At 68.9% G+C, this 18,318-nt stretch carries 14 protein-coding genes and 3 pseudogenes; 9 read left to right on the forward strand and 8 right to left on the reverse strand.

Translation table 11 applies throughout. The features are described from left to right. Window positions 1-52 precede the first annotated feature (52 nt). From GA0115233_RS08700 to GA0115233_RS08710, 3 genes are all read left to right on the forward strand, one after another. Complete coding sequence (locus GA0115233_RS08700) at window positions 53-2,062, forward strand: type I restriction-modification system subunit M (RefSeq protein WP_093719538.1); 2,010 nt, start codon at window positions 53-55, stop codon at window positions 2,060-2,062. Window positions 2,063-2,493: 431 nt separating this feature from the next. Beyond that, entirely contained in the window at window positions 2,494-3,336 is an 843-nt protein-coding gene (locus tag GA0115233_RS40120; RefSeq protein WP_176711681.1) for a restriction endonuclease subunit S, read from the forward strand. 2 nt (window positions 3,337-3,338) lie between these two features. Continuing rightward, entirely contained in the window at window positions 3,339-6,536 is a 3,198-nt protein-coding gene (locus GA0115233_RS08710; protein ID WP_093719540.1) for a type I restriction endonuclease subunit R, read from the forward strand. 37 nt (window positions 6,537-6,573) lie between these two features. Here the strand turns inward: GA0115233_RS08710 and GA0115233_RS08715 are convergent, their stop codons facing one another. Further along, entirely contained in the window at window positions 6,574-6,837 is a 264-nt protein-coding gene (locus GA0115233_RS08715) for a GntR family transcriptional regulator (RefSeq protein ID WP_176711682.1), read from the reverse strand. A 144-nt stretch (window positions 6,838-6,981) separates the two neighbouring features. On the opposite strand from GA0115233_RS08715, the gene GA0115233_RS40570 reads away from it, so the two are divergent. The 4 genes from GA0115233_RS40570 to GA0115233_RS08735 all read left to right on the forward strand — a co-directional run bounded on the left by GA0115233_RS40570 (window position 6,982) and on the right by GA0115233_RS08735 (window position 10,130). Continuing rightward, window positions 6,982-7,236 (forward strand): hypothetical protein, encoded by a 255-nt coding sequence (locus GA0115233_RS40570; RefSeq protein ID WP_093719542.1) that lies wholly within the window; start codon window positions 6,982-6,984, stop codon window positions 7,234-7,236. Beyond that, the gene (locus tag GA0115233_RS08725; protein ID WP_093719543.1) at window positions 7,233-7,496 is read left to right on the forward strand and encodes a hypothetical protein; all 264 of its coding nucleotides are present in this window, start codon (window positions 7,233-7,235) and stop codon (window positions 7,494-7,496) included. Before GA0115233_RS40570 ends, GA0115233_RS08725 begins: the two co-directional genes overlap by 4 nt. A 179-nt stretch (window positions 7,497-7,675) precedes the next feature. Next, window positions 7,676-9,262: a serine/threonine-protein kinase gene (locus tag GA0115233_RS08730; RefSeq protein WP_093719544.1), complete on the forward strand. Its 1,587-nt coding sequence runs from the start codon at window positions 7,676-7,678 to the stop codon at window positions 9,260-9,262. A gap of 301 nt (window positions 9,263-9,563) precedes the next feature. After that, on the forward strand, window positions 9,564-10,130 hold the full coding sequence (locus tag GA0115233_RS08735) for a Uma2 family endonuclease (RefSeq protein WP_093719545.1): 567 nt from the start codon (window positions 9,564-9,566) through the stop codon (window positions 10,128-10,130). A 109-nt stretch (window positions 10,131-10,239) separates the two neighbouring features. Here the strand turns inward: GA0115233_RS08735 and GA0115233_RS08740 are convergent, their stop codons facing one another. The 7 genes and pseudogenes from GA0115233_RS08740 to GA0115233_RS08765 form a co-directional block, all read right to left on the reverse strand. Then, the gene (locus GA0115233_RS08740; protein ID WP_093719546.1) at window positions 10,240-10,695 is read right to left on the reverse strand and encodes a hypothetical protein; all 456 of its coding nucleotides are present in this window, start codon (window positions 10,693-10,695) and stop codon (window positions 10,240-10,242) included. A 150-nt stretch (window positions 10,696-10,845) separates the two neighbouring features. Continuing rightward, a complete protein-coding gene (locus GA0115233_RS08745; RefSeq protein WP_093719591.1) occupies window positions 10,846-11,121 on the reverse strand; it encodes a transcriptional regulator in 276 nt (91 codons plus the stop codon). A gap of 184 nt (window positions 11,122-11,305) precedes the next feature. After that, a complete protein-coding gene (locus tag GA0115233_RS40930) occupies window positions 11,306-11,458 on the reverse strand; it encodes a hypothetical protein (RefSeq protein WP_176711683.1) in 153 nt (50 codons plus the stop codon). Between the two features lie 134 nt (window positions 11,459-11,592). Continuing rightward, entirely contained in the window at window positions 11,593-12,900 is a 1,308-nt protein-coding gene (locus GA0115233_RS08750; RefSeq protein WP_255310105.1) for a ferredoxin reductase family protein, read from the reverse strand. 260 nt (window positions 12,901-13,160) lie between these two features. After that, entirely contained in the window at window positions 13,161-13,763 is a 603-nt protein-coding gene (locus GA0115233_RS08755; RefSeq protein ID WP_093719548.1) for a TetR/AcrR family transcriptional regulator, read from the reverse strand. A gap of 161 nt (window positions 13,764-13,924) precedes the next feature. Then, a pseudogene (locus GA0115233_RS08760) lies at window positions 13,925-14,785 on the reverse strand (cellulose binding domain-containing protein); the annotation flags it as partial. 176 nt (window positions 14,786-14,961) lie between these two features. Beyond that, window positions 14,962-16,151, reverse strand: a pseudogene (locus GA0115233_RS08765) (MFS transporter); the annotation flags it as partial. A 155-nt stretch (window positions 16,152-16,306) separates the two neighbouring features. On the opposite strand from GA0115233_RS08765, the pseudogene GA0115233_RS08770 reads away from it, so the two are divergent. Beyond that, window positions 16,307-17,366, forward strand: a pseudogene (locus tag GA0115233_RS08770) (ArsR/SmtB family transcription factor). A 423-nt stretch (window positions 17,367-17,789) separates the two neighbouring features. After that, complete coding sequence (locus GA0115233_RS08775; RefSeq protein WP_093719549.1) at window positions 17,790-18,299, forward strand: glutathione peroxidase; 510 nt, start codon at window positions 17,790-17,792, stop codon at window positions 18,297-18,299. Window positions 18,300-18,318 lie beyond the last annotated feature (19 nt).

The following is an 18,318-nucleotide window of genomic DNA, read 5'->3' on the forward strand; positions in this document are numbered from 1 at the left end:
ATCCCTGCCGTCCCCGCCCGGACGGCGCTCTTCGAAAGGAAGCCGGGACCTCTTGAACAGCAGCAAGCACACGGAGTTGGCGAACCACGCCTGGTCCGTCGCCGATCTCCTGCGCGGTGACTACCGACAGTCCGACTACGGCAAGGTCATCCTGCCGTTCACCGTGCTGCGCCGCCTGGAATGCGTCCTGGAGCCGACGCGCGACAAGGTCGTCGAGACCGTCGCCAGGTTCGCGGGCCAGGACATCGACACCGACCACTTCCTGCGCCGCGCCTCGGGCCACTCCTTCTACAACAAGAGCGACCTCACTCTCCGGAAGATTGCGGCCGACCCGCAGAACGCGGCGAAGAACCTGCAGATCTACATCGGTGCCTTCTCCGACAACGCCCGTGAGGTCCTCGACAAGTACGAGTTCAACCAGCAGGTCAAGAAGCTCGACGGCGCGAACCTGCTCTACCAGGTCATCGGCCGGTTCACCGACCTCGACCTGCACCCCGAGGTCGTGCCCAACCACAACATGGGTTACATCTTCGAGGAGTTGATCCGCCGCTTCGCCGAGCAGTCCAACGAGACCGCGGGTGAGCACTTCACCCCGCGCGAAGTCATCAAGCTCATGGTCAACCTGCTCGTAGCGCCCGACGCGGACATCCTCACCGTGCCGGGTGTCGTCCGCACGGTCATGGACCCGGCCTGCGGCACGGGCGGGATGCTCAGCGCCGCCGACGACCACATCAAGGCCCTGAACAAGGACGCGACAGTGGAGGTGTACGGGCAGGAACTCAACCCCGAGTCCTGGGCGATCTGCCGGTCCGACCTCATGATCAAGGGCCAGAACCCGGAGAACATCCGCTTCGGCAACTCCTTCTCCGACGACGGGCACGCCCGCCGCAAGTTCGACTACATCCTCGCCAACCCGCCGTTCGGCGTGGAGTGGAAGAAGGTCAAGGACGAGGTCGAGTACGAGCACAAGTCGCTCGGCGACGCCGGCCGCTTCGGCGCGGGTCTGCCGCGCATCAACGACGGCTCCCTGCTCTTCCTCCAGCACATGATCTCCAAGATGAAGCCGGTGGACGTCAACGGCGGGGGCGGCTCCCGCATCGCCATCGTCTTCAACGGCTCCCCGCTGTTCACGGGCGCGGCCGAGTCCGGCGAGTCCAACATCCGCCGCTGGATCCTGGAGAACGACTGGCTTGAGGCCATCGTCGCCCTTCCCGACCAGCTCTTCTACAACACCGGCATCTCGACGTACTTCTGGATCCTGACCAACCGCAAGGACGCCGACCACAAGGGCAAGGTCATTCTCCTCGACGCGCGCGACCAGTGGGTGAAGATGCGCAAGTCCCTGGGCGACAAGCGCAAGGAACTGGGCGACGGGACGAACGGCCGCCCCGACCACATCGGCGACATCACGCGGCTGTACGCGGAGGCGTTGCAAGTCGCGGGCGACGCGGAGCACCCGCTGCACGGCAAGGTGAAGGTCTTCGCCAACGAGGACTTCGGCTACCAGCGCATCACCGTGGAGCGGCCGTTGAAGCTCCGCTTCGAGGTGACGGAGGAGACGCTGGCGGCACTGGCGGAGGCCAAACCGGTGGCGAAGCTGGAGCGGAGCGAGGAGTTCGTCGCGGCGGTGCGTACGCTGCTCGGCTCGTCGTGGGCGACCAAGTCCGAGGCGTTCATCGCCCTCAAGGACGCGGTGGTCGCGGCCGGGCTGACGTGGCCCTCGGGGGCGCCGTTCGCGAAGGCGGTACGGGAGGCGATCGGGGTCCGGGACCCGGAGGGCGAGGTCCAGAAGGTCAAGGGCGCGCCGGAGCCGGATGCGGACCTGCGGGACTACGAGAACGTTCCGCTCGGCGAGGACGTCGAGGAGTACCTCAAGCGCGAGGTGCTGCCGCATGTACCGGACGCGTGGATCGACCACACGAAGACGAAGATCGGCTACGAGATCCCGTTCACGCGGCACTTCTACGTGTACAAGCCGCCTAGGCCGCTGGCGGAGATCGACGCGGAGTTGAAGGCGCTGGAGGCGGAGATTCAGGGGCTGCTCGGGGAGGTTACGGAATGACCTTTGACTTGGCCGTCAAAGCCATGGCCCGTAGTGTTCCTAACACTTGGCGGGTGGAGCCGTTTCGGAGGCACGCCACGCTGGTCGACGAGACGAACTCCAAGCGTTCCCTGCCCCTTCTCTCGCTAGCCTCGACTGGCATCATCGCGCCTCGCACTGAAGAAGGTGGATTGGGGAGGCAGGCACCTTCCGAATCGACTATCGAGAGGTATTGGGTCGCGCGTCCGGGGAACTTGGTTGTGAACCCGATGTGGCTGATCGGAGGCGGTATCGGTGTTTCCGCCGTAACTGGCGCCGTAAGTCCGGACTACCGCGTCTATCGACTTGGACCTGATCTCCACCCGCAGTATGTACATCACCTACTGCGGAGCGCCCCCTATCGAGACCAGTACCGTCTTTACATTCGCGCAGACACGACATTTGATCGTCGGGTGTCGAAGGAAAACTTCCACCCCATGCCGCTCCTTGTCCCGCCGCTGGAAGAGCAGCGCCGCATTGCCGAATTTCTCGACGCCGAGATCGCCCGCATCGACCAGCTGGCGTTGAAGCGCAGCCAGATGCGGAGTTTGCTGACACTCAAGCGGGAACGGGTCATTGAGTCGACGCTGGGCCTTGAACGAGCGCAGATGACTGATGGTTTGGTACCTCTGAAGTATCTGGTGGCCGATGTCACCGTTGGAATCGTCATCACTCCGGCCAAGTGGTATGTAGAAACCGGCGGGACTCCCGCGCTGCGGGGCCTAAACGTCAAGCCTGGCTTCATCAGCACCGGTGACCTCGTACAGATCAGCGCCGAGGGTCATGCTGAAAACCGCAAGTCGCGACTCAACACTGGTGACGTCGTCGTTGTGCGCACGGGCCAGGCAGGTGCAGCAGCTGTGGTACCAGCTGAGTTGGACGGGGCGAATTGCATCGACCTCATCGTGGTGCGTCCCGGCAGGAAGCTCTCGCCGAGGTACTTGCAGTACGTCTTGAATTCGGACTATGCCAGCGCACGGGTTACGGAACACTCCGTCGGCAGCATCCAAGCGCACTTCAACGTGGGTGCCATGAAGCAGATCCCCATCCCCTCAATCCCTCGTACAGAGCAGGACGAGATTGTTCGCCTGCTCGATATCAGGGTCGGCGCTCTCGACCTGCTGCATCGCAAACTTGATCGCCAGGAACAGCTCCTCACCGAGCGCCGCCAGTCCCTCATCACCGCCGCCGTAACCGGGCAGTTCGACGTCACCACCGCCAGCGGGCGCAACGTAACGGACGGAGTCACCGCGTAGCCATGAGTCCCATCCACACGGAGTCCGCGTTCGGGGACGCCATCGTTGCCGCCATGGTCGAGCGTGGCTGGCGTGAAACTCGCCCGCAGGACTATCGAGCCGATCTCGGTCTGGACACCAACGAACTGTTCACCTTCATCGGCGAGACCCAGCCCGACGAGTGGAACGAGTTGCTCACCCTCTACGGCGGTGACCCGAACGAGGCGCAGCGTGGGTTCGCGACTCGCCTGGACCAGGCCATCGCCACCAACGGGCTCCTCGATGTGCTCCGCAACGGCGTCAAGGACCGGGGCGTCCGGCTCCGCGTCGCGTACTTCAAGCCGAACCTCGTCGCCCACGACTCCGTGCTCGACGGCTACCGGGCCAACCGCCTCACCGTCGTCCGTGAGCTGGAGTACGCCACGAAGCAGGCCGACTGGGGCAACCGGCTCGACCTCGCCCTGTTCCTCAACGGAATCCCGGTCGCCACGGCCGAGTTGAAGAACCCGCTGACCAGGCAAGGGGTGGAGGAAGCCAAGGAGCAGTACCGGACCGACCGGGACCCCACCGAGCTGATCTTCACGCGCCGCGTGGTCGCGAACTTCGCTGTCGACCCGGACCTGGTGTTCGTCGCCACCCAGCTCAAGGGGAAGAACACCCGGTTCCTGCCCTTCAACACCGGCTCCAACGGCCCCGGTCAGCCCGGCGGTGCCGGCAACCCGGCCCCGACCGCCTACGGCACGTACGCGACCTCGTACCTCTGGGAGCAGGTCTGGCAGCCGGACAACTGGCTCGACCTGCTCCAGCGGTTCGTGCACCTGCACAAGAGCAAGACCCCCGGTGGCGGCACCACGAAGACGATGATCTTCCCCAGGTTCCACCAGTGGGACGTGGTCAAGAAGCTCACCGCGCATGCCTCCACCCACGGCGCGGGGCACGACTACCTGGTCATGGCGTCGGCCGGCTCGGGCAAGTCGAACACCATCGGCTGGCTCGCGCACCGCCTCAGCGACCTGCACACCCCGACCGACCCCCGCGAACTCGACCCCGAGGCCGTCGCCAAGGGCCTCAAGCCGGGCGTGCCGGTCTTCGACAAGGTCATCGTCATCACCGACCGGCGCAACCTCGACGCGCAACTCCGGGAAACCGTCGGCAGTTTCGAGCAGACCGCAGGCCTCGTCGTGAAGATCGACGAGAAGCACGGGGCGAAAGGCGAGCAGCTCGCCAAGGCCCTCTCCCGCGACACCGGGAAGATCGTCACGGTCACCCTGCACTCGTTCCCGGCGCTGCTCGACTACCTCCAGCGCAACCCCACCGAGATCCGGGGCAGCCACTTCGCGATCATCGTGGACGAGGCGCACTCCTCGCAGTCCGGCGACGCCGCCACCGCCGTACGGTCCGCCCTGCGCGACCTCGGCCTGGACTCCGACTCGGACGACGCGGGGGCGACCAAGGTCGAGACCGAGGGCGCCACCCTCGACGAACAGCTCAAGAAGCGGGCCGAGCAGCGCTCCCGCGCCGCGAACCTCTCCTACTTCGCGTTCACCGCCACGCCGAAGGCCAAGACCCTCGAACTCTTCGGCACGCTCCAGGACATCGGCGGCAAGGCGACCTACCGGCCCTTCCACACGTACTCCATGCGGCAGGCGATCGAGGAGGGCTTCATCCTCGATCCGCTGCGCAACTACGTCACGTACAACACGTACTGGAAGCTGGTGAACCAGAACCCCGACGAGCGCGAGGTCGACCCGTCGAAGGCGAACCCCCTGCTCGCCCGGTACGCGCTGACCCATGACTCGACGGTCGCCCAGCACGCCCAGGTGATCGTGGAGCACTTCGTGACGCACAGCCGGGGCCGGCTCGGCGGGCGGGCCAAGTCGATGGTGGTGACCGCCTCGCGGCAGTCCGCCGTGCAGATGGCGCGCGCCATCAAGAGCTACATCAAGGACCGGGACTACGACACCAAGTACCCCGACCTGGGTGTCCTCGTCGCCTTCTCCGGCTCGCTCACCATCGACGGCGAGGAGACCACCGAGACGAAGGAGAACGGCGGGCTGTCGGAGAGCGCGCTGCCGAAGGCGTTCGCGTACACGCGCGCCGACGACAAGGCCGTCCGAGCGGGCGGTGCGGGGCAGCAGGAGTACAAGATCCTGGTCGTGGCGGAGAAGTACCAGACCGGCTTCGACCAGCCGCTCCTCACGACGATGTACGTCAACAAGACGCTGACCGGAATCTCCGCCGTCCAGACCCTGTCCCGGCTGAACCGGACCGCCGACCGCAAGACCCAGGCCGACCTCGCGGTCCTCGACTTCGTCAACGACGCCGAGGACATACAGGAGTCCTTCCGCCCGTACTTCGAGGAGGCGAACACCCTCCCCTCCGACCCCAATCTGCTCTACACCGCGCAGAGCCGGGTCATGCAGGCGGCCATCCTGTCCGGTCAGGAGATGGACGAGTTCGCCGCCGCGTACTTCGCCGCCAAGGAGAAGGCAGCGGGTTCGCAGTCCAAGTGGGAGAAGCTGCACGCCGAGCTGTACCGGCTGCTCTCCCCCGCCGTCGCCCGCTTCACCGCTCTGCTCGAAAGCGAGGACGAGGACGACCAGGAGACGGCGGAGGACTTCCGGGCCGACCTCAACGACTACGTCAGGAAGTACGGCTTCCTCGCGCAGATCGTCCGCTACCGGGACGCCGAGCTTGAGCGGCTGCACCTCTACGGCCGCTACCTCCTCAACCGGCTCCCTCGCCGCGCGGACGGCGGCGTGGACATAGGCGAGGTCGACCTCAGCCACCTGCGAGTGGAGAGGACCGGCGAGTACGACGTCTCCCTCAGCCCCGAGGGGCCGGCGACCATGCCGGGCTTCAGCGACGGCTCGGGCGGTGCGAAGGAGTCGGAGAAGTCGCTGCTCTCCGAGCTGATCGAGAAGTTCAACGAACGGTTCGGCACCGAGTTCACCGAGCAGGACGTCATCCAGCCGTTCGAGGAGGCCAAGGCCGACCCGAAGGTGCGCGCGGCCGCCGTCGCCAACGACGAGGAGAACTTCGGCCTCGTCTTCGACGACGTCTTCGCGGACAAGATGGCCGACCACATCGACACCATCGCGGACATGGGCCGTCAGTACTTCGGTCCCGACAAGGGCTTCAAGTCCAGCCTGGACCGCAGCGCCCGCAAGGCGGCCTGGCGGATGATCCGCCGCGAGGAGGGCCTGGACGACGACTTCTGAGGCCTAGGGCCCGGCTTGAGGAAGAGCGCGGCTCCGGCTACGCGGAGGGGGCGGGGGTTTCGGGGGAGGGCGGCAGCGGGTCAACGACGAAAGTCCCGAGCCCGACCTCGCCCCGCGTCCACCCCTGCTCCCGTACGTGCCGCATCGCCTTCGCCGCAGTCGCGTTCACTACGCCGAACTCCTGGGCGATCTCCAGAGTGGATGGCACGCGGCTTCCCGGCGGATACGTACCGTTCTCGATACGCCGGATGATCTCCGCTGCGATCTGCCGCCACAGGGGGCGTGTGCGGTCAAGCTCCATGACATCAGCGTGGGTGACCACAGCATTCCGCGCATCCGTGGTTATCTGCGGTTATCCACGCTACTGTTGTCGCAACAGAGCGGCCCCGAAGGGAAGCGGCTACTTCCCTACCGGGGCCTGAGCCGACTGATTGGGAGTCGACCTATGCGCAGCCTACTGGCCGCGATTCTGACCCTGTTCCTGCCCGGCCGCGGTACCCACCGCTCGGCAGCACCCCCACCGCCCCTGCCCCGCATCTCCTGTCCTCCCGCTCCGGAGCCCTCCCCCGTGATCCCGTGTCCGCGCCCGGCGGACGTGATCCTCGCCGACGGCTTGCCCCTGGTCCGGCCGTACGTCGGGGCGGCAGTCCTGACGACGCTGGGCGGCCGGGACCGCGTTCCGTGGGAGGTCGCCGTATGAGCGCGCGTACACCGCGTCTGCGCAGTCTCGGCCTCGACCCGGCCACCGGCAAGGAGGCCCTGGCGGTCACACACCCCGGCGGCTTTCTGGAGAAGCTTGCCGACGCGCAGGCGCTCAAGGCAGCCGCGGTCCTGGTGGCGGTCGTCGGCGCGGTGCTGGAGGTGGGCAAGGCGTCGGACGCCGAGCTCGCCGCCTTCGTGACGCCGTTGCACGCCGCGCTCGAAGAATGCGTCAACATCATGGCGGCGGACAGGGAGTGACGACGTAATGGCTGTTCGGCCGCGGGGCCGGTGATGCCGTGGGTGCCCTGGGGTTCCTCCTGGGGCACCCCCCGCCTTCCACCCGCCCCTGTCGTACCGGAATCCCTGGACGGCGTCCTGACGCAGCGGTCACACTTGACCCCTGACTGTGACTGTTCATCACGCATACCGGGGGCAAGGTGCCGCAGGAGGCGATCTCCGACCGTTACGAACTCCTGGAGGAGCTGAGCCACGGCGGCATGGGCGAGGTGTGGCGCGGGTACGACGCCGTCCTCGACAGACCCGTGGCCGTGAAACTCATCCGGCAGGCGTCGGTCACCTCCCCGCAGCTGGCCGAGGAGTTCGCCAAGCGCTTCCGGCGTGAGGCCCGCATCACCGCGCGTATCCAGCACCCCGGCGTGCCGCAGGTGTACGACGCCGTGCTCGACGCGTCGTACGAGCGGCTGTTCCTGGTGATGGAACTCGTCGACGGCGTGCCACTGTCCGCCTACATCTCCCCCGGCCGGCCGCTGCCGGTCAGCTGGGCGGCCGCCGTCGCCGCGCAGGTCGCGACGGTGCTGTCGTACGCGCACGACGTGCCGGTGATCCACCGGGACCTCAAGCCGGGCAACATCCTCGTCGCCCGCGACGGCACGGTGAAGGTCCTCGACTTCGGCATCGCGGCGATACTGCGGACCGACGTCACCAGGCTGACCGCTACCGGCAGTCCCATCGGCACCCACCAGTACATGTCGCCGGAGCAGGTCCTGGGCGGTCGCATCACCCCGCGGACCGACCTGTACGCGCTCGGCTGTGTGCTGCACGAACTCCTCAGCGGGCGGCTCCTGTTCGAGGCGGAGAGCGAGTACGTGCTGATGCACCAGCACGTCAATGCCGCCCCCACCCCGCTGCGGCAACTGCGCCCCGATGTCCCCGAGGCGCTGGAGGAACTGGTCCTGCACCTGCTGCGCAAGGCGCCCGAGGCGCGGCCCGCCGACACACAGGAGGTGTACGCGCGGCTGCTGCCCTTCCTCCCGCCGCCCGGCCAGGCGCCCGGCACGGCGGACGCCGGACCGGCAGGCGCACCTGACCCTACGGTCGTGTTCCGTCGCCCCTTCGCGCCCCGCGCCCGCGCCCAGGCCCCGGCGCCCGCAGACCCGGCGCCGACGGCTGTCCTCCCGGCGGCCCCACCGGTGCCTGTCCCCGCCCGGCTGCGCGAGGACATCAAGGAGGCGTACGCCCACTCCGACGCCCTGCTGGAGGAGGGACGGTTCGCGCAGGCCGCCGAGGTGCTCGGCGAGGTCATCGAACCCGCCGCCCTCGCCCTCGGCTCCGAGAGCAAGCAGGTCCTGGCGCTGCGCCGCCAGCGAGCGGCCATCCGCCTCCTGGGCGGCGACTACCGGGCCGCCCTGCCCGAGTTCGACGCCCTCGCCGACGCCTACGCCCGCATCGCCGGGCCGACCAGCGAGCAGGCACGCGCCTGCCGCGCCCAGGCGGCCCGCTGCCGCGCCGAACTCGGCCAGGTCACCGACGCGCTGGCCGCGCTCCAGTCAGTGCTGAACGTCGTGCGGACCGTGGACAGTGACGTGAGCGAGGAGGCCGTGGAGCTGCGGCACAACATCGGGATGCTGCTGCTCGCCCAGAGGCGGACCGCCGAGGCGCGGCAGGTCCTCGAACCGCTCCACCAGGACCTGTGCATGGTGTTCGGCCCGGAGGACGAGATGACCGTCGAGATCGCCGAGGCGCTCGCCGTGATCCGCCTCGACCTCGACGACTCGGCTTCCTGACACGCTTCCTCCAAGAGCAGCTTCGCCGCAGCCGTGCTGCTCCGCGGCCGAAGGGTTGGCGGCGGTCTCGTCGCCAGGGGTGCAGGGCTCACCGGCGCGGCCGTCAGGCCGGTGGTGCCGCCGGCCGTGCTCCGATCATCTGGCGACAAGCCGCCGCGCCGATTTCCCACGCGTGGTGGGCTTGCTGGTCGGATGGCGGCCGAGGGAAGGGGGCGTGCGCGGATCAGCGTGCCGGAAGAACGGCAGACAGTACGCTGAATCCAGCGGGATCGGGCCCGCCGCACAGTCCGGGAGGTGCTTCATGACGGCCGAGATGGTGGCCCCGGCATGGATGCATGAGCAGATCACGGCGGAGGAGTACGACTCCTGGTCCGAGGAGCAGTGCGCCGGTATCGAGATCGTGGACGGGATGGTCGTCGTGAGTCCGAGTGCGTCCAAGCGGCACAACCGGTTGGCCCGGATTCTGGCGAATTCCCTGGACGCCGCCGCAGGCCCGGAGTGGAACGCCGACACCGACTTCGATGTCCGTCTTCAGGACGTCCCGCTGACCAATCGCCGCCCGGACGTGGTCGTGTACCGCGCGGACACGATCGACATCACCCCCACCCGCCCCGAGCACGTGCTGCTGGTCGCGGAGGTGGTGTCGCCGGGGTCGGAGACCACCGACCGGATCGTGAAGGTCGACCAGTACGCCAAGGCAGGCATCGGCTTCTACTGGCGGATCGAGCAGGCTGCGACAGGCGTTCCTCTCGTATACACCTACGTTCTCGACCCGGCGACGAAGACCTACCGGGACGGAGACGTCTTCACCGGCGTCCTCAAGGTCGCGGCCCCCTTCCCGGTGGAGATCGACCTCGGCCAGGTCTGACCACGCGCTGCTCCGCAGTCGGGCCTGCGGTGCTTCCAATATGGCCCGAGTCGACCACTTCAACGCATCGAAGGCGTACAGCATCGTGCCCGCGGTCACGCCGCGCCGCTCAACGAGACCAGTGAAGGAAGCGGGTCGAAGCAGGCTGCTTTCCCGGAGTGTTGGGCTGTCCGGTGAAGACCACGAGGTGCCAGGTGTCGCCGCCCTCCCGTGTCACCGTGAAGGTGTCCTTGAGGGGCGTTCCCTTGGCGTCCACCGCCAGGAGGCGGGCCGAGCCGGTGTCCGGTCCCATGTCCTGCTCGATCCGCAGGTCCTTGATCTTCCACCCCCGCCCGCCCCGCTCTGCGAGCATCGTCGCGGCCTCCTGCCGTGACCATGCCTTGTCCTCGACCCCGCCGGCCGCGATCAGAGCGCTGACGTTCCGGGAGTTGAGCGCGTCGACGTAGGCTTCGACGGCCTGTCGAGGTCCGTCCGGCGAGCCCGAAGCCTTGGGCTTCTCGTCCTGGGACGAGCAGCCGACGACGACTGCGGTGGCCAACAGGGCCAGAAAGTGCCGACGTTCCACAGAACACTTCTCAGGGTGGTCGAGCAGGGGAGCGGAACAACCCGTCACGTGCGGGGCGTTGGTGGCAGCCTGCGGGTCGGCGGCGGTGAAGCGGGCGCGGCTCTCCCGCGCGACGGTTTCCCGCCCTCGGAATGTCCGGTTCCCTACCCGTCAGTCACCGGACGGCTCGTTGTTGTGCGCACCCGCCTGCTGAGCCGCCTCGGCCAATGCCTGGAGTGCGGCCATGTGGGCGGTCAGGGCTGTGCGGCCCTGGGTGGTCAGGGACAGCCAGGTGCGGGGGCGTTTGCCGATGTAGCCCTTGCGGATGCGGACGTAGCCCTCCGCTTCCAGGGCCTGGGCGATGCGGCTGACACTGGCGTCCGAGACGGCGCAGTAGTCCCGCACCGCCGCGAACTCCGCCTCGGCGCAGCCGGAGAGGAACGCCATGAACTGGAGGCGGGTGGGGTGGTGGATCGCCTCGTCCAGGCCCTGCGGGGGGGGTGTCCGGTCATGCGCTTCTCCGGTCACTGACGGCGGCGTTCCGCCATACGCTCACGGCCCACAGCGCGGCTCCGCCCAGTACGGCGGAGGTCACGGCGCCTGCTGTGCGGCCTGCGGGGAGGGCGGCGAGTCAGCCGGTTCCGTACGCCGCGAGTGGGATGAGTTGTGACAGGTGGCGCACCTTGGGCGGCAGGCTCGCGGGCCAGGCGACCACGCCTCCGCTGCGGACGGCCACCACGTGCACGGCGAGGAAGAGGACCGTGGTCAATATCGCCGCGCTCACTCGACATCCTGCAACCGGGTTCCGCCAGGCCCAGTTGTCCTCTGCGCTCAGCGGGGCCAGGTGACTTCGGCACCTGGCCCCGGCCTTCATCCCGTCCGATCACTACGGCGCATCGCCGTGGGCGCGGGCAACTCTCAGCCCATTCCGAACCGTTCCGCGTGGATCTGGTTCTGGGGGACGCCCAGGGCGCGGAGGGACGTGAGGACCGTCTTGGTCATGGGGTCGGGGCCGCAGACGTAGATGTCGCGGGTGGTGATGTCGGGGACGTAGTGGTGCAGGGCCTCCGGGGACAGGGGTGGGGTCGCGTGGTCCGAGGTGCGGCCTGTGAGGAGGTGGAGGCGGGCTCCCTTTTGGGTGGCCAGGTGGCGGAGTTCGTTCAGGAGGACCGCGTCCGCCTCGCTGCGGACCCGGTAGAGGATCACCGTGTCGGCGCCCGGGGGCTGTTCCTCCAGGAGGGAGCGGACCGGGGTCACTCCTACGCCGCCTGCTACCAGGAGGGCTCCGGGGCGGGTGCGGTGGAGGGAGGTGAAGGCGCCGTACGGGCCCTCGACGAAGGCTCGGGAGCCGGGGGCGAGGTTGCGCAGGCCCGCGCTGGTCGTGCCCACCGCCTTCGCCGTGAGGCGCAGGCCCTGGCCGCCGGGGGCCGCGGAGAGGGAGAACGGGTTGGCCGTCCACCAGTTGTTGTGGCCGGGGAAGCGCCAGATGCAGAACTGGCCCGCTCGGGCCGGGAACTTGTCCAGGTGACGGCCCGTTACATAGACCGAGACCGCGTTCAGGGATTCGGGTACGACCGCCACTACCCGGAACTGGTGGTACGCGTTGCGCCACAGCGGAATCAGCAGCCTCCCCGTCAGCAGCGCGCCGAAGGAGAACAGCCAGAGGATCCACCAGTACGCCTCTGCGAAGGACGAGGAGGTGAAGGTCGTCGTCTCTTCCAGTTGGTGGTAGAAGGCCAGGCCCAGGGCCACGTAGATGAGGAGGTGCAGGGCGTGCCAGACCTCGTAGCGCAGACGGCGGCGCAGGGGGCGGGTCGAGACCACGGCGACCAGGGTCAGCGTGGCCGCGGCCAGCATGCCCACCAGAGACGCCGGGACTCCGCTCAGCGCCTTGAACGTCTTCGCCATCGAGGTGTCGTCGAGGATCGCGAAGCCCAGGACCACGAGGGTGGCGTGGGTGAGGACCGTCCACAGGAGGGTGAAGCCGACCCAGCGGTGCCAGACCGTCAGGCGGTCCATGCCGATACGGCGGTCCAGCCATGGGATGCGGGCCACCAGGAGCAGTTGGAACAGCAGCAGTAGCGCCGCGTGCAGGCCGAAGAACTTCGCCACCGTCAGGACGTTGTTCTTGCCCTCGCCCGCCGTGAAGAACAGTGTCTCCACGATGGCCACGTTGACCAGTACGAACGCCCACATCACCCAGCGGGCGGCGTCCACCGGAGCCATGCTGCTCGTGCCTCGCACGGCATTGCTCGCCGTCGCCATGGTTGCCTCACATCCCCCCAAGGCCGCGGCTCCGCGGCCGTATGCACAAACCTCAGGCAGATCGAGTCGTGCCGTTCGCCCTGATCGGCACCGGCCGGGGCGGACTCCGCCGCCCTCGCCCGTTCGCAGGGTCAGCAGGATATGCGGCTCGATCTGGTATTGATACGGCGCGCGCGGGCGTTTTGTTCACTTCTTCGCGCGCCTCCCGGGGGTGGCCTGCGTCAGGGGTTCCGTACGGCGTTCGCGATCAGTTCCTCCAGTTGGTGCGCCGTGTCGTCCAGGGGCTGGATCGTGCGGCGTGCCCTGCACAGGGCCACTGTTCCCTCCACCGCCGCCACGACCAGCGTCGCCAGTTGTGCCGCCTGGGCCGGGGGTGTGCCGTGGGTTCGGAGGGACGTCGCCAGGAGGTTCTCCCACTCGGTGAAGACCTCGGCCGCCGCTTCCAGGGGTGGCGGGATTTCGTCGGTCTGGGGTTCCTCGATCGCCACCGCCAGGACCGGGCAGCCCGCATGGAAGTCGCTGTCCACGACGATCTTGCGCCAGAGGGAGAGGAACGCGCGCAGTCCCTCCACCGGGCCCGCCTCCAGTTCCTTGCGCAGACGGCGGGACACCCACTCGCCGGTGTAGCGGACGGCCTCGGTGGCCAGTTGCTGCTTGCCCTCGGGGAAGTAGTGGTACGTCGAGCCGAGCGGCGCCTTGGCGTGCTTGGCCATCTCACGGATGCTCGTGGCGCTCAGTCCGCGTCGGCTGATCATGTCGGCGGCGCCTGCCACGATGCGCTCACGTGAGGGCGCGGGGGCCTTCCTCTCTCTCGGGGGTGTCATCCGGGTGTGCTCCCTCGGGGCGATCTCGTGGGCTTCGGCATGGTTCGGCGTCCGTGCGACCGTCTATGACGGTCGTCATAGGCTATCTCGGAGGTATGACCACGGCCACGAACGTGTGCCGGGGGTGAGGCGGTCCCCACCCCCGGCACGGCCGGCCGGTGTCAGGCCGTTGTGCAGGTCACGCCGTTCAGGGTGAAGGCGGACGGGGCGCCGTTGGTCGTTCCCTTCGTGCCCGTGAAGCCCAGCGAGACCGAGCCCGCCGCCGGGATCGTGCTCGTCCACGGGGCCGAGGCCACCGAGACCGTGCCGTCGGTCTGGGTCGGGGTGCCGCCCCACATGTTGGTGATCGTCTGGCCGTCGGGGAAGGCGAAGGAGAGGGTCCAGCCGTTCACGGGGGTTGTTCCGGTGTTGCGGATGGTGAGGTCGGCCTGGAAGCCGCCCGGCCAGTCGTTGGTGACGCGGTAGGCGACCGAGCAGGCGCCCGCGGGGGTGTCGTCCGTGGTCACCGTCAGCGTGGCGGAGCGGGGGGAGCGGTTGCCGGCCGCGTCACGGGCGTAGACCGCGAAGGTGTACGACGTGTTCGCGGTGAGGCCGGTGATCGTCGCCGTGCGGGTGGTGGAGGAGGCCGCCGCCGTCTCCGAGCCGCCGGTTACCCGGACCACGTCGTACGCCGTCACGCCAACGTTGTCGGTCGCCGCGGGCCAGGTCAGCGTCACCGAGGTGGCCGTCTTCTCGGAGACCGTCGGGGTGCCGGGTGCCGTCGGGGCCTGGGTGTCGGGGGCCGATCCGCCGAAGATCGTGGCTTCCTTCGAGGTCTGGGCTATGCCGTTGGCGCCGTGGAAGATGCGCTGGCCCCAGGAGCTGAGCCGGTTGGGGTCGAAGTCGATCGCCAGGTCCAGGACGGGGTCGGTGTTGCCGCTCCAGGACCAGGCGAGGTAGCCGAGGTCCAGGTTCTGGGCCGCGGCCATCATCGTGTCCTCGTCCGGATCGCCCCACTGGTCCGCCGGGCCACCGAACTCACCTCAGTCTGGCCGGTGGGGAGTTCTTGTGTGTTCTCACTGCGACTCCTGAGGTAGTGAGCACCGGAAGCGGGGGGCAGGGGGACGGCATGCGGCATGTGGGAGAGGCATGCGGGAGGGGCATGCGGAGTGTGGAGTGGGAGCGCTCCCACACATCTAGCCGGGGCGGCAGGGACACGTCAAGATGTCGGACGGTGTTCGACTGTCTTCGACAGTTCCAGGGGGGCGTGCAGGCCCTTCGCCAGGGTGAGGGTGACGCTCAGGGACGCCGCCGCCACCAGCGTCATCGCCGTTGCGGGGGAGGTCAGTTGGGCCACCACGCCGGCCAGGGTCGCGCTCAGGCCCTGGAACGTCAGCATCCCCGCCGAGTGCAGGCCCAGGGCGTGGCCGCTCAGGTCGTCCGGGGTGAGCCGTAGCAGGCGCTCCTGCTGGATCAGGCTCGCGCCGAAGCCGACCGAGGCCAGGGTCGCGGCGAGCGCGGCGAGCGGTACGGAGGGGTGCAGCGCGAAGAGGGTGTACGGCGTGGCCAGCAGGATCAGCAGCGGTACGCCGAGCCGGGGGCGCCGGTGGGGTGGGACCAGGCGGCCCACGGTCACATCGCCGATCAGCATGCCGAGGGCGGCGCAGGCGAAGAGGGCGCCCGCGTGGTCGGGGGCGTAGGAGACGTAGAGCGATTCGCAGCCGACCACCAGGCCGTTGGGGACCCAGAGGGCGAGGTAGACCGTGCGGCGGGGGCGGGAGGACCACAGGAGGGCGTTGGTGCGCCAGGTCTCGGTGATCGACGGGTGGCCGGTGGCGCGTGGGGGGCGGGGGTGAGGCCGAGGCGGACTCCGGTGGCGGCGAGGGCGTACAGGAACGCGGCGAGGAGGAGGCAGGTCCGGGGGGTGAGGAGGGCGAGGAGGGCGCCGCCGAGGGCGTAGCCCGTGATCTGGGTGATGCCGCTCATCATGTTGAAGACCGAGCGGCCGAGCAGGTAGCCGTCCTTGGCGAGGATCTCGTTCAGCAGGCCCCAGCGGACTCCTCCGGCGAGGGAGGCGATCAGGCCCTGGGCGAGGAGTACGACGAAGACCGACCAGATCGGCAGGCCGGGGGCGGCGAGGACGGCGGTGGCCGTGGCGAAGGCCAGGGAGACGTAGGTCAGGGTCGCTCTCGGGGGGAGGCGGTCGGCGCCGGAGAGGAACAGGGTCGCGCCGAGCATCTGGGCCAGGGAGGGGCCGAACATGCTGATCGCGGAGAGGAGGGGGGAGTTGGTGGCCCGGTACACGTGGGTGGCCAGGGCGAGGCCGGCGATGGTCTGGGCGGCGGTGTGGGAGGCGGAGGTGAGGAAGAGGGGGGTGAATTCGGGGGTGTGGAAGAGGGATTGGTAGGTGGGGTGGTTGGTGGGGTGGTTGGGGGGTGGGTTGGTGGGGTGGTTGGGGGGCTGGTTGCTGGGGTGGTTGCTGGTCGTGGGCATGTTCGGGAGTTTCGGGGGGTGGTCGCGGGGGTCGTTAATGTTTCGCGTGGGGGCGAAAGGTGGGGGTGGGTGTGGGGTGGTGGCAGGTCAACGCGGATACGTTGGCGCGGAGTCGGTTCGTGTTGTCGCCGCTCGCGGAGACCTTCGCCTGTTTGAAGCTGCTGCATGCGGGGGTTGGGGCGCATCCGGGGGAACGGGACTGGTTGCGGGTGCATTTGCCGCGGTACCGAGGGCTGTTGGCTGCCGATCCGGTGACCGCCGCGTTGGTGCGGGCCGGGTTGGGGCGGGAGTGGATCGCGGACTTTCTGACGCCTGCGCCGCGTGACGGGGAGTCCTTCGAGGACGGGGTGGCCCGGGTGCGGGCGGCTACGGCGGAGGAGGCCCTCGCGCATCTGTCGGTCTCGGTGGCGGGGCCGGTTCCCGCGGTACTGGAGCGGGACGATCTGCCCTCGCGGGCCGCGGAGTTGCTCCAGTGGGTGTGGGAATCGGCCGTACGGCCGGACTGGGAGCGGCGTCGGCGGGTGCTGGAGGCCGATGTGGTCGCGCGGACCGTGCAGGTTTCCCGGAGTGGGTGGGCGGCGGTGCTGGATTCTCTGCGGCCGGGGACTCGGTGGCTCGGGGAGAGTCGGTTCCAGGTCAATCGGCATGAGTATCCGCCTCGGGAGATCTCCGGGGCGGAGTTGGTGTTCGTGCCGGTGACTCCTGCGGTGGGGTGGGTGTCGTGGGAGGAGCGGGACCGGTATGCGGTGGTGTATCCGTGTGCGGGGGTGCTGGCTTCCTTTGAGGGGGGTGGGCGGGTGCCCTCTGGGGTGGGGGCTTCGGGGGGCTTCAGGGGCTTCGGGGGCTTTGGGGGCGTTGTTGGGGCGGGCGCGGGCGGGGGTGTTGGTGCTGCTTGCTCGGCCTATGAGTACGACGCAGTTGTGTGCGGTTACTGGGCAGGGGTTGGGGTCTGTGGGGCGGCATGTGCGGGTGTTGCTGGATGCGGGGTTGGTGGAGCGGTGTCGGGTGGGGAGGTCGGTGCTCTATGTACGGACGGGGGTGGGGGATTTGTTGGTGGCGGGGGCCGGGGGTGGGGGCGGTGCCGGTGCTGGGAGTGGGGCTGGGCCCGGGGTGGGGGTGGACGCCGGGTAGGACGCGCGGCCCGGCGCTGGCCGGGTGCCGCCGCGCCCACCCGTGCCGCCCCAGCGGCACGACTGCCCGCGGCTACGTGGGATTGGCGGGACGGATGGCCGCGGCTGCGTGAGCTAAGCGCTGCTGCTGCCCGCGGCTACGTGGGATTGGCGGGGCGGATGGCCGCGGTTGGGTGGGGGCTGGCCCGGTAGGACGCGTAGCCCGGCGCTGGCCGGGTGCCGCCGCGCCCACCCGTGCCGCCCCGGCGGCACGACTGCCCGCGGCTACGTGGGATCGGCGGGCGGCTGGCAGCGGCTGCGTGAGCTAAGCGCTGCTGCTGCCCGCGGCTACGTGGGATTGGCGGGGCGGATGGCCGTGGCTATGCGGGGCCGAGGGTGCGGCTGGGCGCGGATGCTTGGGTTGGGGGCGCGTTAGCATCGCGGGATGGTTATGGATGGTAGTGGGCAGTCGGTTTGGGACGTGGAGATCGGGGCGCTCTCCGGTGGGGACGCTCGGCTCGGGGAGTTGGCCGGGCGGGTTGTTCTTGTGGTGAACGTGGCTTCCAGGTGCGGGCTCACGCCTCAGTACTCGGGGCTGGAGAAGCTGCACGAGCAGTACTCCGCGCAGGGGTTCACCGTGCTCGGTGTGCCCTGCAACCAGTTCCTGGGGCAGGAGCCCGGGAGCGCCGAGGAGATAGCCGAGTTCTGCTCGGCCACGTATGGCGTGACCTTCCCCATGACCGAGAAGGTCGAGGTCAATGGGGAGGGGCGGCATCCTCTCTATCAGCGGCTGGTGGGCACGGCCGACGGGGAGGGCTACAGCGGGGACATTCGGTGGAACTTCGAGAAGTTCCTGGTCGGGCGCGATGGCCGCGTCGTCGGGCGGTTCTCGCCGCAGACCGAGCCCGAGGCGCCTGAGCTCGTCGCCGCCGTCGAGGCGCAGCTCGCCGGTTGACCTTGCCCTTGGGGCAGAG

It is taken from the genome of Streptomyces sp. DI166, from assembly GCF_900091315.1.
In the GTDB taxonomy this organism is placed as follows: Bacteria; Actinomycetota; Actinomycetes; order Streptomycetales; family Streptomycetaceae; genus Streptomyces; species Streptomyces fuscus.